Annotated in this window: 13 protein-coding genes; all 13 read left to right on the top strand. The window is 60.4% G+C overall.

The features are described 5' to 3' along the window. Positions 1-9 precede the first annotated feature (9 nt). The 13 genes from HKK57_RS20815 (at position 10) to nuoL (ending at position 15122) form a co-directional block, all read left to right on the top strand. Entirely contained in the window at positions 10-735 is a 726-nt protein-coding gene (locus HKK57_RS20815) for a secretin N-terminal domain-containing protein (RefSeq protein ID WP_169390669.1), read from the top strand. A gap of 508 nt (positions 736-1243) precedes the next feature. Further along, entirely contained in the window at positions 1244-2569 is a 1326-nt protein-coding gene (gene aceA / locus HKK57_RS20810; protein ID WP_003219577.1) for an isocitrate lyase, read from the top strand. 657 nt (positions 2570-3226) lie between these two features. Continuing rightward, positions 3227-3640 carry an NADH-quinone oxidoreductase subunit A gene (locus HKK57_RS20805; RefSeq protein ID WP_003219575.1) on the top strand — a complete coding sequence of 138 codons (414 nt, stop codon included), beginning with the start codon at positions 3227-3229 and terminating at the stop codon, positions 3638-3640. Positions 3641-3650: 10 nt separating this feature from the next. Continuing rightward, positions 3651-4325, top strand: coding sequence for a NuoB/complex I 20 kDa subunit family protein (locus tag HKK57_RS20800; protein WP_012724951.1), 675 nt, complete (start codon positions 3651-3653; stop codon positions 4323-4325). Between the two features lie 72 nt (positions 4326-4397). Beyond that, a complete protein-coding gene (gene nuoC, locus HKK57_RS20795) occupies positions 4398-6182 on the top strand; it encodes an NADH-quinone oxidoreductase subunit C/D (RefSeq protein ID WP_029293360.1) in 1785 nt (594 codons plus the stop codon). Between the two features lie 2 nt (positions 6183-6184). Further along, positions 6185-6682, top strand: coding sequence for an NADH-quinone oxidoreductase subunit NuoE (gene nuoE / locus HKK57_RS20790; RefSeq protein ID WP_029293358.1), 498 nt, complete (start codon positions 6185-6187; stop codon positions 6680-6682). Then, entirely contained in the window at positions 6679-8034 is a 1356-nt protein-coding gene (gene nuoF / locus HKK57_RS20785) for an NADH-quinone oxidoreductase subunit NuoF (protein ID WP_029293356.1), read from the top strand. The genes nuoE and nuoF overlap by 4 nt, the downstream gene beginning before the upstream one ends. Before the next feature lie 135 nt (positions 8035-8169). Continuing rightward, positions 8170-10884 carry an NADH-quinone oxidoreductase subunit NuoG gene (nuoG, locus tag HKK57_RS20780; protein ID WP_169390668.1) on the top strand — a complete coding sequence of 905 codons (2715 nt, stop codon included), beginning with the start codon at positions 8170-8172 and terminating at the stop codon, positions 10882-10884. Beyond that, a complete protein-coding gene (gene nuoH, locus HKK57_RS20775; protein WP_017737147.1) occupies positions 10881-11888 on the top strand; it encodes an NADH-quinone oxidoreductase subunit NuoH in 1008 nt (335 codons plus the stop codon). Before nuoG ends, nuoH begins: the two co-directional genes overlap by 4 nt. A gap of 11 nt (positions 11889-11899) precedes the next feature. After that, the gene (gene nuoI / locus HKK57_RS20770) at positions 11900-12448 is read left to right on the top strand and encodes an NADH-quinone oxidoreductase subunit NuoI (protein ID WP_003174725.1); all 549 of its coding nucleotides are present in this window, start codon (positions 11900-11902) and stop codon (positions 12446-12448) included. A 9-nt stretch (positions 12449-12457) separates the two neighbouring features. Continuing rightward, positions 12458-12961, top strand: a complete 504-nt coding sequence (gene nuoJ / locus HKK57_RS20765) for an NADH-quinone oxidoreductase subunit J (protein ID WP_017476146.1) — start codon at positions 12458-12460, stop codon at positions 12959-12961. A gap of 2 nt (positions 12962-12963) precedes the next feature. Next, positions 12964-13272, top strand: coding sequence for an NADH-quinone oxidoreductase subunit NuoK (gene nuoK, locus HKK57_RS20760; protein WP_003174727.1), 309 nt, complete (start codon positions 12964-12966; stop codon positions 13270-13272). After that, positions 13269-15122, top strand: coding sequence for an NADH-quinone oxidoreductase subunit L (gene nuoL / locus HKK57_RS20755; protein ID WP_029293339.1), 1854 nt, complete (start codon positions 13269-13271; stop codon positions 15120-15122). Before nuoK ends, nuoL begins: the two co-directional genes overlap by 4 nt. Positions 15123-15154: the final 32 nt, after the last annotated feature.

Genomic DNA, 15154 nt, shown 5'->3' with positions numbered 1-15154 from the left:
ATAACGGACATGTCCCTACGCACACTGCTCACCGCCCTACTGCTATCCGCCAGTTTCACGGCGATGGCAGCCACTGAAGCCCTACCCTTGAGCAACCGCACCAGCGCCGACCTGCTGCCGGTCGCACAGAATTTCATTGGCAAGGATGGCACGGTCAGCGCCTATGGCAATCAACTGATCGTCAATGCCGAGCCGGACAAGATCCAGGGCCTGCGCGCCCTGCTCGCACAACTGGACACGCCGTCCAAGCGCTTGCTGATCACCGTCGACACCAACGAAAACAATCAGCAGAGCAACGGCCAGGTCATCACCTACAGCACCGAAAGCCGAGAGGGTGGAATCCAGCAGATCCAGGCCAGCGAAGGCGTGCCCGCGCTGATCCAGGTCGGTCAGAGCGTGCCACTGACCACCACCCAGCCCGATACCTATGGCCGCCCGCAAAACCAGACTCAATACCGCAACGTCACCCAAGGTTTCTACGTCACCGCCAGCGTCACCGGCGAGACCGTACACCTGAGCATCAGCACCAATCGTGACCGCATGAGCCAGGAGCGTCCCGATGTAGTGAATGTGCAAAGTACCGACACAACTGTCAGCGGGCGCCTGGGCGAATGGATCACCCTGGCCGGTATCAATCGCCAGACCCAGGCCGACAAACAGGGCGCGACCCGCACCTACTCGACCCAGGGCCGGGATGATCTGACACTGCGGGTCAAAGTGGACACCTTGAACTGAAGCACCAAAAACTGACTGATTAGTCGTATTAGACCAAAGATGTAGTGCTATAAAAAAAGCACTACAAAACATTTGACGATCCAAAAAAGCATGGGCATGATGGCCTCGCTCCCGCTAATCAGGGGCCCTGGCAAGGGCCTTCGGATCGTCGCTCTAAGCTACCCACCTGAGCCGATTCGTGTCTGTACCGCCCACAAGGTGTGTTTGACGAGGTTGCGACTGGAACGAAGTTGTCCCGAGGGACGGAAGCTAACCAGGTAACCCGGCAACACACTGATGGATCGTACCAAGGCCCACGACGCCCGAAGACTGTTCTCGGTTCGCCTCTACCTGCTCACTTTCTCCCTTGAGCCTATCGTTCATCCCGTCGCCTTCCCCGCCAAGCCCACTTTGACCGCCTAAGCTTCTGGTCAGCGAGCAGCCAATCCCACGCACTGAATACGTGGCTGGCAAACGGAATTTTCAACCCAGTAGTTTTTCCACAAAAGACGCGACGAGGTTTTTCCCCATGGCACTGACACGCGAACAGCAAATTGCAGCCCTTGAAAAAGACTGGGCTGAAAACCCACGCTGGAAAGGCGTGACTCGCGCTTACTCCGCTGCTGACGTCGTCCGCCTGCGCGGCTCGGTTCAACCTGAGCACACCTTCGCAAAACTGGGCGCCGAGAAGCTGTGGAAGCTGGTTACCCAGGGCGCCAAGCCGTCCTTCCGTCCCGAGAAAGATTTCGTCAACTGCATGGGCGCCCTGACCGGCGGCCAGGCTGTGCAACAAGTCAAGGCCGGCATCCAGGCGATCTACCTGTCCGGCTGGCAAGTGGCCGCGGACAACAACTCCGCCGAGTCCATGTACCCTGACCAATCGCTGTACCCGGTGGATTCCGTGCCAACCGTGGTCAAGCGCATCAACAACTCGTTCCGCCGCGCCGACCAGATCCAATGGAAAGCCGGTAAAGGTCCGGGCGACGAAGGCTACATCGACTACTTCGCGCCAATCGTGGCTGACGCCGAAGCCGGTTTCGGTGGCGTACTGAACGCCTACGAGCTGATGAAGAGCATGATCGAGGCAGGCGCCGCCGGCGTGCACTTCGAAGACCAACTGGCTTCCGTGAAAAAATGCGGCCACATGGGCGGCAAGGTACTGGTTCCGACCCAGGAAGCCGTGCAGAAGCTGACCGCTGCTCGCCTGGCTGCTGACGTTGCCGGCACCCCGACCATCATCCTGGCACGTACCGACGCTAACGCGGCAGACCTGCTGACGTCGGACTGCGACCCGTACGACCAGCCGTTCGTGACTGGCGAGCGCACCCAGGAAGGCTTCTACAAGGTTCGTGCAGGCCTGGATCAAGCAATTGCCCGCGGCCTGGCCTACGCGCCGTATGCCGACCTGATCTGGTGCGAAACCGCCAAGCCAGACCTGGACGAAGCCCGTCGCTTCGCCGAGGCGATCAAGAAGGAATACCCGGACCAACTGCTGTCCTACAACTGCTCGCCTTCCTTCAACTGGAAGAAAAACCTGGACGACGCGACCATCGCCAAGTTCCAGCGCGAACTGTCCGCCATGGGCTACAAGCACCAGTTCATCACCCTGGCCGGCATTCACAACATGTGGCACAGCATGTTCAACCTGGCGCACGACTACGCCCGCAACGACATGACTGCCTACGTGAAGCTGCAGGAGCAGGAATTCGCTGACGCCGCCAAAGGCTACACCTTCGTGGCGCACCAGCAGGAAGTGGGCACTGGCTACTTCGACGACATGACCACCGTGATCCAGGGCGGCACCTCGTCCGTAACCGCGCTGACCGGTTCGACCGAAGAAGAACAGTTTCACTAAGTAGCTGAGTACACGGCCATTGCGGGCCCGATAGAAAGCTAACCGCAGTGCCGCACGATCTGACGCCCCGACTGGTTCGGGGCGTTTTTTTTGCCCCGAGAAAACCCTCCCACCCCTGCGAAGATCAAAATGTGGGAGCGGGCTTGCTCGCGAAAGCGGTGTGTCAGTCAAAAAACTGCTGGCTGATGCACCGCTTTCGCGAGCAAGCCCGCTCCCACAATAAAAATGCGGCCAGCCTGACGTTTTTGCGCAAAACCTTGATCCAGAGCGGTATTCGCCCAGGAAAATTCAGTTAAAAGTTGTGCGCTGACAACTTGCGCCTAACGGGCAAGTAACAACAACTTTTCCCGCGACGCACTCAACACCCGCTTAAAACTCCCGCAAACAATATTCATTATCATTTAGAGCATTAAAAATTCGTTACACCCTAAACAAAACACAATTGATTAAAATCAAGCTAATGCCCGCAGCGTCTGGGCTACAGCCCCATAAAGGTGCACTATGTCCTTAATTCAGCGAATAAATTAGCTACAGGAATTTTACTTGCTAGGTGTTTAGCCATAAAATCACCGCGATTGATTGCGCTGCGACATATCGTCACTGCGTCGTTACTTTTTCGAGCTCAGAGACCTTTGCTCTCTGTTAAGGATTTCCAGCATGACCGAAGCGACAGGACTCATGGCCCACAACTGGGGCTTTGCCATTTTCCTCCTCGGTGTTGTCGGCCTTTGCGCCTTCATGCTCGGTGTTTCCAGCCTCCTCGGGTCAAAAGCCTGGGGCCGCAGCAAAAACGAACCGTTCGAGTCCGGCATGCTACCTACAGGTGGCGCCCGCTTGCGGCTCTCAGCCAAATTCTATCTGGTCGCGATGCTGTTCGTGATCTTCGATATCGAAGCCCTCTTTCTCTTTGCCTGGTCTGTGTCCGTCCGCGAAAGCGGCTGGACCGGATTCGTCGAAGCTCTCGTTTTCATAGCAATTCTGTTGGCAGGTCTTGTCTACCTGTTCCGAGTGGGCGCCCTTGACTGGGCTCCGGAAGCTCGTCGCAAGCGGCAAGCGAAGCTGAAACAATGAGGCTTTGGCGATGCAATACAATCTCACCAGGATCGACCCGGATGCTCCTAACGATCAGTACCCCATCGGCGAACGGGAAACCGTCTCCGATCCGTTAGAAGATCAAGTCCACAAAAACATCTACATGGGCAAGCTGGAAGACGTGCTGAGTGGCGCGGTCAACTGGGGGCGCAAGAATTCCCTGTGGCCGTACAACTTCGGCCTTTCGTGCTGCTACGTGGAAATGACCACCGCCTTCACGGCGCCCCATGACATCGCGCGCTTTGGCGCCGAAGTTATCCGGGCATCGCCGCGCCAGGCGGATTTCATGGTTATCGCCGGTACCTGCTTTATCAAGATGGCGCCGATCATCCAGCGTCTCTACGAGCAAATGCTCGAGCCAAAGTGGGTTATCTCCATGGGTTCGTGCGCCAACTCCGGTGGCATGTACGACATCTACTCCGTGGTTCAGGGGGTGGACAAGTTCCTGCCCGTGGACGTCTACGTGCCTGGCTGCCCGCCCCGTCCTGAAGCATTCCTGCAAGGCTTGATGTTGCTGCAGGAATCGATTGGCAAGGAGCGTCGCCCACTTTCCTGGGTCGTCGGAGATCAAGGCGTGTACCGCGCCGAGATGCCGTCACAAAAGGAACAGCGCCGCGAACAGCGAATCGCAGTCACCAACCTGCGCAGCCCCGACGAAGTCTGATCCAGCACCGCTTCTTTTATAGAACGAAAACCTGGCTTCATTCTTTACGTTGACCGAAAGCGATAAAAAACCATGACTACAGGCAGTGCTCTGTACATCCCGCCTTATAAGGCAGACGACCAGGATGTGGTCGTCGAACTCAACAACCGTTTTGGCCCTGACGCCTTCACCGCCCAGGCCACACGCACCGGTATGCCAGTGCTGTGGGTGGCGCGCGCCAAACTCGTCGAAGTCCTGACCTTCCTGCGCAACCTGCCCAAGCCGTACGTCATGCTCTATGACCTGCATGGCGTGGACGAGCGCCTGCGCACCAAGCGCCAGGGGCTGCCGAGCGGCGCGGACTTCACCGTGTTCTATCACCTGATGTCGCTGGAACGTAACAGCGACGTGATGATCAAGGTCGCACTAAACGAAAGCGACTTGAGCATCCCGACCGTGACCGGTATCTGGCCGAACGCCAGCTGGTACGAGCGTGAAGTCTGGGACATGTTCGGTATCGACTTCCCGGGCCACCCGCACCTGACCCGCATCATGATGCCGCCGACCTGGGAAGGTCACCCGCTGCGCAAGGACTTCCCGGCCCGCGCCACTGAATTCGATCCGTTCAGCCTCAACCTCGCCAAGCAGCAGCTTGAAGAGGAAGCCGCACGTTTCCGCCCGGAAGACTGGGGCATGAAGCGCTCCGGCACCAACGAGGACTACATGTTCCTCAACCTGGGCCCGAACCACCCTTCGGCCCACGGCGCATTCCGTATCATCCTGCAGCTGGACGGTGAAGAAATCGTCGACTGCGTGCCCGACATCGGCTACCACCACCGTGGTGCCGAAAAGATGGCAGAGCGCCAGTCGTGGCACAGCTTCATCCCGTACACCGACCGTATCGACTACCTCGGCGGCGTGATGAACAACCTGCCGTACGTGCTCTCGGTCGAGAAGCTGGCCGGCATCAAGGTCCCGGACCGGGTCGACACCATCCGCATCATGATGGCCGAGTTCTTCCGGATCACCAGCCACCTGCTGTTCCTGGGTACGTATATCCAGGACGTCGGCGCCATGACCCCGGTGTTCTTCACCTTCACCGACCGTCAGCGCGCCTACAAGGTCATCGAAGCCATCACGGGCTTCCGCCTGCACCCGGCCTGGTACCGCATCGGCGGTGTGGCCCACGACCTGCCGAATGGCTGGGAGCGCCTGGTCAAGGAATTCATCGACTGGATGCCCAAGCGTCTGGACGAGTACCAGAAAGCCGCCCTGGACAACAGCATCCTCAAGGGTCGGACCATCGGCGTCGCGCAGTACAACACCAAGGAAGCCCTGGAATGGGGCGTCACCGGTGCGGGCTTGCGTTCGACCGGTTGCGATTTCGACCTGCGCAAGGCGCGCCCGTACTCCGGCTACGAGAACTTCGAGTTCGAAGTCCCGCTGGCGGCCAACGGCGATGCCTACGACCGCTGCATCGTGCGCGTCGAAGAAATGCGCCAGAGCCTGAAGATCATCGAGCAGTGCATGCGCAACATGCCGGCAGGCCCGTACAAGGCGGATCACCCGCTGACCACGCCGCCGCCTAAAGAGCGCACCCTGCAACACATCGAAACCCTGATCACGCACTTCCTGCAAGTCTCGTGGGGCCCGGTGATGCCGGCCAACGAGTCCTTCCAGATGATCGAAGCGACCAAGGGTATCAACAGTTATTACCTGACGAGCGATGGCGGCACCATGAGCTACCGCACCCGGATTCGTACCCCAAGCTTCGCGCACTTGCAGCAGATCCCTTCGGTGATCAAAGGCGAGATGGTCGCGGACTTGATTGCGTACCTGGGTAGTATCGATTTCGTTATGGCCGACGTGGACCGCTAAGCATGAACAGCACGCTTATCCAGACAGACCGTTTCACCTTGAGTGAAACCGAGCGCTCGGCCATCGAGCACGAGCTGCATCACTACGAAGATCCGCGCGCAGCGTCGATCGAAGCCTTGAAGATCGTCCAGAAGGAACGTGGCTGGGTGCCCGACGGCGCCCTCTACGCCATTGGCGAGATCCTCGGCATCCCGGCCAGCGACGTTGAAGGCGTGGCCACGTTCTACAGCCAGATCTTCCGCCAGCCGGTTGGCCGCCACATCATCCGCGTGTGCGACAGCATGGTCTGCTACATCGGCGGCCACGAGTCGGTGGTTGACGCGATCCAGAGCAAGCTGGGCATCGGCCTCGGCCAAACCACTGCAGACGGGCGTTTCACCCTGCTGCCGGTGTGCTGCCTGGGTAACTGCGACAAGGCGCCGGCGTTGATGATCGACGACGACACATTCGGCGACGTCCAGGCCTCTGGCGTCACCCAATTGCTCGAGGGCTACCCATGACCCTGACTTCCTTTGGCCCGGCCAACCTGATCAAGCGTTCGGCCGAAACCCACCCGCTGACCTGGCGCCTGCGTGACGACGGCGAGCCTGTATGGCTTGACGAGTACCAGGCCAAGAACGGCTATGCCGCAGCGCGCAAGGCTTTTGCCGACATGGCCCAGGACGATATCGTCCAGACCGTGAAGGACGCCGGCCTTAAAGGTCGCGGCGGTGCTGGCTTCCCCACGGGTGTGAAGTGGGGCCTGATGCCCAAAGACGAATCCATCAACATCCGCTACTTGCTGTGCAACGCGGATGAAATGGAGCCCAACACCTGGAAGGACCGCATGCTGATGGAGCAACTGCCCCATCTGCTGATCGAAGGCATGCTGATCAGCGCCCGTGCGCTGAAAACCTACCGTGGCTACATCTTCCTGCGTGGCGAATACACCACTGCCGCCAAGCACTTGAACCGTGCCGTGGAAGAAGCCAAGGCCGCAGGCCTGTTGGGCAAGAACATCCTCGGTTCGGGGTTCGACTTCGAGCTGTTCGTGCACACCGGCGCCGGGCGTTATATCTGCGGTGAAGAAACAGCCCTGATCAACTCCCTCGAAGGCCGCCGCGCCAACCCGCGCTCCAAGCCGCCCTTCCCCGCTGCTGTTGGCGTGTGGGGCAAGCCGACGTGCGTTAACAACGTCGAGACCCTGTGCAACGTGCCGGCGATCATCGCCGACGGCGTGGACTGGTATAAATCCCTGGCCCGCGAAGGCAGCGAAGACATGGGCACCAAGCTCATGGGCTTCTCCGGCAAGGTCAAGAACCCGGGCCTGTGGGAACTGCCATTCGGCGTGACCGCCCGCGAGCTGTTCGAGGACTACGCCGGCGGCATGCGCGACGGCTACACCCTGAAAGCCTGGCAGCCAGGCGGCGCCGGTACCGGCTTCCTGCTCCCTGAGCACCTCGACGCACAAATGTATGCCGGCGGCATCGGCAAGGTGGGCACCCGGATGGGTACCGGCCTGGCGATGGCGGTGGACAACACCGTGAACATGGTCTCGCTGCTGCGCAACATGGAGCAGTTCTTCGCCCGTGAATCCTGTGGTTTCTGCACTCCGTGCCGCGATGGCCTGCCATGGAGCGTCAAGCTCCTGATGGCCATCGAGAAAGGCGAAGGCCAGCCGGGGGATATCGAAACCCTGCTGGGCCTGGTCGGTTTCCTCGGCCCTGGTAAGACCTTCTGTGCTCACGCACCGGGCGCCGTGGAGCCACTGGGCAGCGCAATCAAGTACTTCCGCTCGGAGTTCGAAGCCGGCATCGCGCCCAAAAGCGCCGCCGTCCCGCCTCTGGCAAAGCCGATCGTAGTCGGCGCGTAACGCTTCAATAAGCGAAGGGTCCGTGCCCTTCGCTTTGTCATGTGCTGACGCCTTGATGGCTGTGTTGATGCACATGAATAACAAGATTCCATTAGCCACGCCCGCTGACAACGGGCCAACGAAGAACTTTGAACCATGGCCACTATCCACGTAGACGGCAAAGCGCTCGAAGTCGATGGGGCAGACAACCTGTTACAGGCGTGTCTGTCACTAGGCCTCGACATCCCTTATTTCTGCTGGCACCCCGCGCTCGGTAGCGTCGGTGCCTGTCGCCAGTGTGCGGTCAAGCAGTACACCGACGAAAACGACACCCGTGGTCGTATCGTCATGTCCTGCATGACCCCAGCCACCGACAACACCTGGATCTCCATCGAAGATGAAGAATCCAAGGCGTTCCGCGCCAGCGTTGTCGAATGGCTGATGACCAACCACCCCCACGACTGCCCGGTCTGTGAGGAAGGCGGTCACTGCCACCTGCAAGACATGACGGTGATGACCGGCCACAACGAGCGCCGTTACCGCTTCACCAAGCGTACCCACCAGAACCAGGAACTGGGCCCGTTCATTTCCCATGAAATGAACCGCTGCATCGCCTGCTACCGCTGCGTACGCTTCTATAAAGACTACGCCGGCGGCACCGACCTGGGCGTCTTTGGTGCCCACGACAACGTGTACTTCGGTCGCGTTGAAGACGGCGTGCTCGAAAGCGAGTTCTCCGGCAACCTCACCGAGGTCTGCCCGACCGGTGTGTTCACCGACAAGACTCACTCCGAGCGCTACAACCGCAAGTGGGACATGCAGTTCGCCCCGAGCATCTGCCATGGCTGCTCCAGCGGTTGCAACATCTCCCCGGGCGAGCGCTACGGTGAACTGCGTCGCATCGAAAACCGCTTCAACGGTTCGGTCAACCAGTACTTCCTGTGCGACCGTGGCCGTTTCGGCTATGGCTACGTCAACCGCGAAGACCGTCCGCGCCAGCCGTTGCTGGCCGATGGCGCCAAGCTGAGCCTGGACGACGCACTGGATAAAGCCGCCGACCTGCTGCGCGGCCGTAACATCGTCGGTATCGGTTCGCCACGCGCCAGCCTCGAAAGCAACTACGCGTTGCGCGAGCTGGTCGGTGCCGAGCACTTCTACAGTGGTATCGAAGCCGCTGAGCTGGAGCGCATCCGCCTGGTCCTCCAGGTGCTGAACGACAGCCCGCTGCCAGTGCCAAACATGCGCGACATCGAAGACCACGACGCAATCTTCGTACTCGGTGAAGACCTGACCCAGACCGCCGCGCGTATCGCGCTGTCCCTGCGCCAGTCGGTCAAAGGCAAGGCCGAAGAAATGGCCGACGCCATGCGCGTGCAGCCTTGGCTCGACGCTGCGGTGAAAAACATCGGCCAGCACGCGCTGAACCCGCTGTTTATCGCCAGCATCGCCGAAACCAAGCTCGACGATATCGCCGAAGAGTGCGTGCACGCGGCACCCGACGACCTGGCACGCATCGGTTTCGCCGTGGCCCACGCCCTCGACGCCAGCGCCCCTGCCGTCGAAGGCCTGGACGCAGAAGCCGTGGCCCTGGCCCAGCGCATCGCCGACGCCCTGCTGGCGGCCAAGCGCCCATTGATCATTGCCGGTACCTCCCTGGGTTCCAAGGCACTGATCGAAGCCGCCGCCAACATCGCCAAGGCCCTGAAGCTGCGAGACAAGAACGGTTCCATCAGCCTGGTTGTACCGGAAGCCAACAGCCTTGGCCTGGCCATGCTCGGCGGCGAGTCCGTGGACGCAGCCCTGCAAGCGGTGATCGACGGCAATGCCGACGCCATCGTGGTGCTGGAAAACGACCTGTACACCCGCACCGATGCCGCCAAGGTTGACGCTGCACTGGACGCCGCCAAAGTCCTGATCGTCGCCGACCACCAGAAGACCGCTACCAGCGACCGTGCCCACCTGGTGCTGCCAGCCGCTACCTTCGCTGAAGGCGACGGTACCCTGGTCAGCCAGGAAGGCCGCGCCCAGCGCTTCTTCCAGGTGTTCGATCCGAAGTACATGGACGCCAGCATCCTGGTTCACGAAGGCTGGCGCTGGCTGCATGCCCTGCGCGCAACCCTGCTGAACCAGCCGATCGACTGGACCCAACTCGACCACGTCACCGCTGCCGTCGCCTCCAGCGCACCGCAACTGGCGCGTATCGTCGATGCCGCACCGTCCGCCGCGTTCCGCATCAAGGGCATGAAACTGGCCCGTGAGCCGCTGCGTTACTCCGGACGTACCGCCATGCGCGCTGACATCAGCGTGCACGAACCGCGTACCCCGCAAGATAACGACACCGCGTTTGCCTTCTCCATGGAAGGTTACTCGGGTTCGGTCGAGCCACGTCAGCAGGTGCCTTTCGCCTGGTCGCCGGGCTGGAACTCGCCGCAGGCCTGGAACAAGTTCCAGGACGAAGTCGGTGGTCATATCCGCGCTGGCGACCCGGGCACCCGCCTGATCGAAAGCACCGGCGACTCGCTGAACTGGTTCGCGGCCGTACCGCGTCCGTTCAACCCGGCCCAGGGCACCTGGCAGGTTGTGCCGTTTTTCCACCTGTTCGGCAGCGAAGAGAACTCTTCCAAGGCCGCGCCGGTGCAAGAGCGCATCCCGGCTGCCTACGTGGCGCTGGCCAAGTCCGAAGCCGACCGCCTGGGCGTCAACGACGGTGCCCTGCTCAGCTTGAACGTAGGCGGCCAGACCCTGCGCCTGCCGCTGCGCATCAACGATGAGTTGGGTGCTGGCCTGATTGGCCTGCCAAAAGGTATCGCCGGCATTCCGCCTGCGATCTTCGGCCACACCGTTGACGGTCTGCAGGAGGCAGCGCAATGACTTGGTTCACTCCTGAAGTGATCGACGTGATCATCTCGGTGGTCAAGGCCATCGTGATCCTGCTGGCCGTGGTCGTCGCGGGCGCCCTGCTCAGCTTCGTCGAACGTCGCTTGCTGGGCTGGTGGCAGGACCGTTACGGTCCGAACCGCGTTGGCCCGTTCGGCATGTTCCAGATCGCTGCCGACATGCTGAAAATGTTCTTCAAGGAAGACTGGACCCCGCCGTTTGCCGACAAGGTGATCTTCACCCTGGCACCGGTCGTGGCCATGAGCGCCTTGCTGATCGCCTTCGCGATCATCCCGATCACCCCGACCTGGGGCGTGGCGGACCTGAACATCGGCTTGCTGTTCTTCTTCGCCATGGCCGGTCTGTCGGTCTACGCGGTGCTGTTCGCCGGTTGGGCCAGTAACAACAAGTTTGCCCTGCTGGGCAGCTTGCGGGCCTCGGCGCAGACTGTGTCCTACGAAGTGTTCATGGGCCTGGCGCTGATGGGCATCGTGGTGCAGGTTGGCTCGTTCAACATGCGCGACATCGTTGAGTACCAGGCGCAGAACCTGTGGTTCATCATTCCGCAGTTCTTTGGCTTCTGTACCTTCTTCATCGCTGGCGTGGCCGTGACTCACCGTCACCCCTTCGACCAGCCAGAAGCAGAACAGGAACTGGCCGACGGTTACCACATTGAATACGCCGGCATGAAATGGGGCATGTTCTTCGTCGGTGAGTACATCGGCATCATCTTGATCTCGGCCCTGCTGGTCACGCTGTTCTTCGGCGGCTGGCACGGTCCGTTCGGCATCCTGCCGCAGTTGGCGTTCTTCTGGTTCTTCCTCAAGACCGCGTTCTTCATCATGTTGTTTATCCTGCTGCGCGCTTCCATTCCGCGTCCACGATACGACCAGGTGATGGATTTCAGCTGGCGCTTCTGCCTGCCGCTGACCCTGATCAATTTGCTGGTGACTGCTGCCGTTGTGTTGTTGAACACGCCAGCGGGCGCGGTTCAGTGAGGATTTGACCCATGTTCAAATATATTGGCGACATCGTTAAGGGTACCGGTACCCAATTGCGAAGCCTGGTGATGGTTTTCGGCCATGGCTTTCGCAAACGCGACACCCTGCAATACCCGGAAGAAGCGGTGTACCTGCCGCCGCGCTATCGCGGCCGCATCGTACTGACCCGCGACCCCGACGGCGAAGAGCGTTGCGTAGCCTGCAACCTGTGCGCCGTGGCGTGCCCGGTGGGCTGTATCTCCCTGCAGAAAGCTGAAACCGAAGACGGTCGCTGGTACCCGGACTTCTTCCGCATCAACTTCTCGCGCTGCATTTTCTGCGGCCTGTGCGAGGAAGCTTGCCCGACCACCGCGATCCAGCTGACACCGGATTTCGAGATGGCCGAGTTCAAACGTCAGGACCTGGTGTACGAGAAAGAAGATCTGCTGATCTCCGGTCCCGGTAAAAACCCTGATTACAACTTCTATCGTGTTGCAGGTATGGCCGTTGCCGGTAAGCCCAAGGGCGCCGCACAAAACGAAGCCGAGCCGATCAACGTGAAGAGCTTGCTGCCTTAAGGAAGAAAGATGGAATTCGCTTTCTATTTCGCATCGGGTATTGCAGTGGTGTCCACACTTCGCGTGATCACCAACACCAACCCCGTGCACGCCCTGCTCTACCTGATCATTTCGCTGATCGCCGTGGCCATGACCTTTTTCAGCCTCGGCGCACCGTTTGCCGGTGTCCTGGAAGTGATCGCCTACGCTGGCGCCATCATGGTGCTGTTCGTGTTTGTGGTGATGATGCTCAACCTGGGGCCGGCTTCGGTCGCCCAGGAGCGCGTCTGGCTCAAGCCCGGCATCTGGCTTGGCCCGGTGATCCTGGCAGCGCTGCTGCTGGCTGAACTGCTGTATGTGCTGTTCGCTCACCAGAGCGGCCAGGCCATCGGCCACACCACCGTAGACGCCAAGGCCGTGGGCATCAGCCTGTTCGGCCCGTACCTGCTGGTGGTCGAACTGGCTTCGATGCTGCTGCTCGCTGCAGCCATCACTGCCTTCCACTTGGGCCGCAACGAAGCCAAGGAGCAATGACGATGCCTGCTATCCCTTTGGAGCATGGTCTGGCGGTCGCCGGCATCCTGTTCTGCCTTGGCCTGGTCGGCCTGATGGTTCGCCGTAACATCCTGTTCGTGTTGATGAGCCTGGAAATCATGATGAACGCTGCAGCACTGGCCTTCATCGTGGCAGGTGCGCGTTGGGGCCAGCCGGATGGACAAGTCATGTTCATCCTGGTGATCAGCCTGGCAGCCGCCGAGGCCAGTATTGGCCTGGCGATCCTGCTGCAACTGTATCGTCGCTTCCACACGCTTGATATCGACGCTGCCAGTGAGATGCGCGGATGAACATGATCTTTCTGACTTTCGTATTCCCCCTGATCGGTTTCCTGCTGCTGTCGTTCTCCCGTGGACGCTGGTCGGAAAACCTCTCGGCCCTGGTCGGCGTGGGTTCCATTGGCTTGTCGGCGATTGTCGCCGCCTACGTCATCTGGCAATTCAACGTTGCACCACCCGAAGCCGGTCACTACACCCTGGTGCTGTGGCAATGGATGGCGGTCGAGGGCTTCAAGCCTGACTTCGCCCTGTACGTCGACGGCCTGTCGATCACCATGCTCGGCGTGGTGGTAGGCGTGGGTTTCCTGATCCACCTGTTCGCGTCCTGGTACATGCGCGGTGAGGCCGGTTACTCGCGCTTCTTCGCCTACACCAACCTGTTTATCGCCAGCATGCTGTTCCTGGTGCTGGGCGATAACCTGTTGTTCCTGTACTTCGGCTGGGAAGGCGTGGGCCTGTGCTCGTACCTGTTGATCGGTTTCTACTACAGCAACCGCAACAACGGTAATGCAGCACTCAAAGCCTTTGTCGTGACCCGGATCGGCGACGTGTTCATGGCCATCGGCCTGTTCATCCTGTTCCAACAGGTGGGCACGCTGAATATCCAGGAACTGCTGGTGCTGGCACCACAGAAATTCCAGGTCGGCGACTTCTGGATCACCCTGGCGACCCTGATGCTGCTGGGTGGCGCTGTGGGTAAATCGGCACAACTGCCACTGCAAACCTGGCTGGCAGACGCCATGGCCGGTCCTACCCCGGTGTCGGCACTGATCCACGCCGCCACCATGGTGACCGCCGGTGTCTACCTGATCGCCCGTACCCACGGCCTGTTCACCTTGGCGCCAGAGATTCTGCACCTGGTGGGCCTGGTAGGTGGCGTGACCCTGGTACTGGCCGGCTTCGCCGCGCTGGTGCAGACCGACATCAAGCGCATCCTCGCCTACTCGACCATGAGCCAGATCGGCTACATGTTCCTGGCCCTGGGCGTCGGCGCCTGGGACGGCGCGATCTTCCACCTGATGACCCACGCCTTCTTCAAGGCCCTGCTGTTCCTGGCTTCCGGTGCGGTGATCGTTGCCTGCCACCACGAGCAGAACATCTTCAAGATGGGTGGCCTGTGGAAGAAACTGCCGTTGGCCTACGCCAGCTTCATCGTCGGTGGTGCCGCACTCGCAGCCCTGCCACTGGTGACCGCAGGTTTCTACTCCAAAGACGAAATCCTCTGGGAAGCCTTTGCCAGCGGTAACCAAGGCCTGCTGTACGCCGGTCTGGTGGGTGCGTTCATGACCTCGCTGTACACCTTCCGCCTGATCTTCATCACCTTCCACGGTGAAGCCAAGACTGAAGCCCACGCAGGCCACGGCATCTCCCACTGGCTGCCGCTGTCGGTGCTGATCATCCTGTCGACCTTCGTCGGCGCCATGATCACCCCGCCACTGGCTGGCGTACTGCCACAAAGCGTTGGACATGCTGGCGGTGACGCCAAGCACAGCCTGGAAATCGCCTCGGGCGCCATCGCCATCGCCGGTATCCTGCTGGCGGCCATGCTGTTCCTCGGCAAGCGTCGCTTCGTCACTGCCGTGGCCAACAGTGGCATTGGCCGCTTCCTTTCGGCCTGGTGGTTCGCCGCCTGGGGCTTCGACTGGATCTACGACAAACTGTTCGTCAAGCCTTACCTTGCGATCAGCCATGTACTGCGCAAAGACCCGCTCGACCAGACCATTGGTTTGATCCCGCGTGCTGCCAAGGCCGGTCACACCGCCCTGAGCCGCACCGAGACCGGCCAATTGCGTTGGTATGCGGCTTCCATGGCGGCTGGTGCCGTGCTGGTGATCGGCGCCATCGTAGTGGTAGCGGTCTGATATGAACTTTGCGAACTTGCGAAAGGAAACGA

Origin of the sequence: Pseudomonas sp. ADAK21 (genome assembly GCF_012935735.1) — a bacterium.
In the GTDB taxonomy this organism is placed as follows: Bacteria; Pseudomonadota; Gammaproteobacteria; order Pseudomonadales; family Pseudomonadaceae; genus Aquipseudomonas; species Aquipseudomonas proteolytica.
This window is presented reverse-complemented; position numbering and strand designations above follow the sequence as displayed.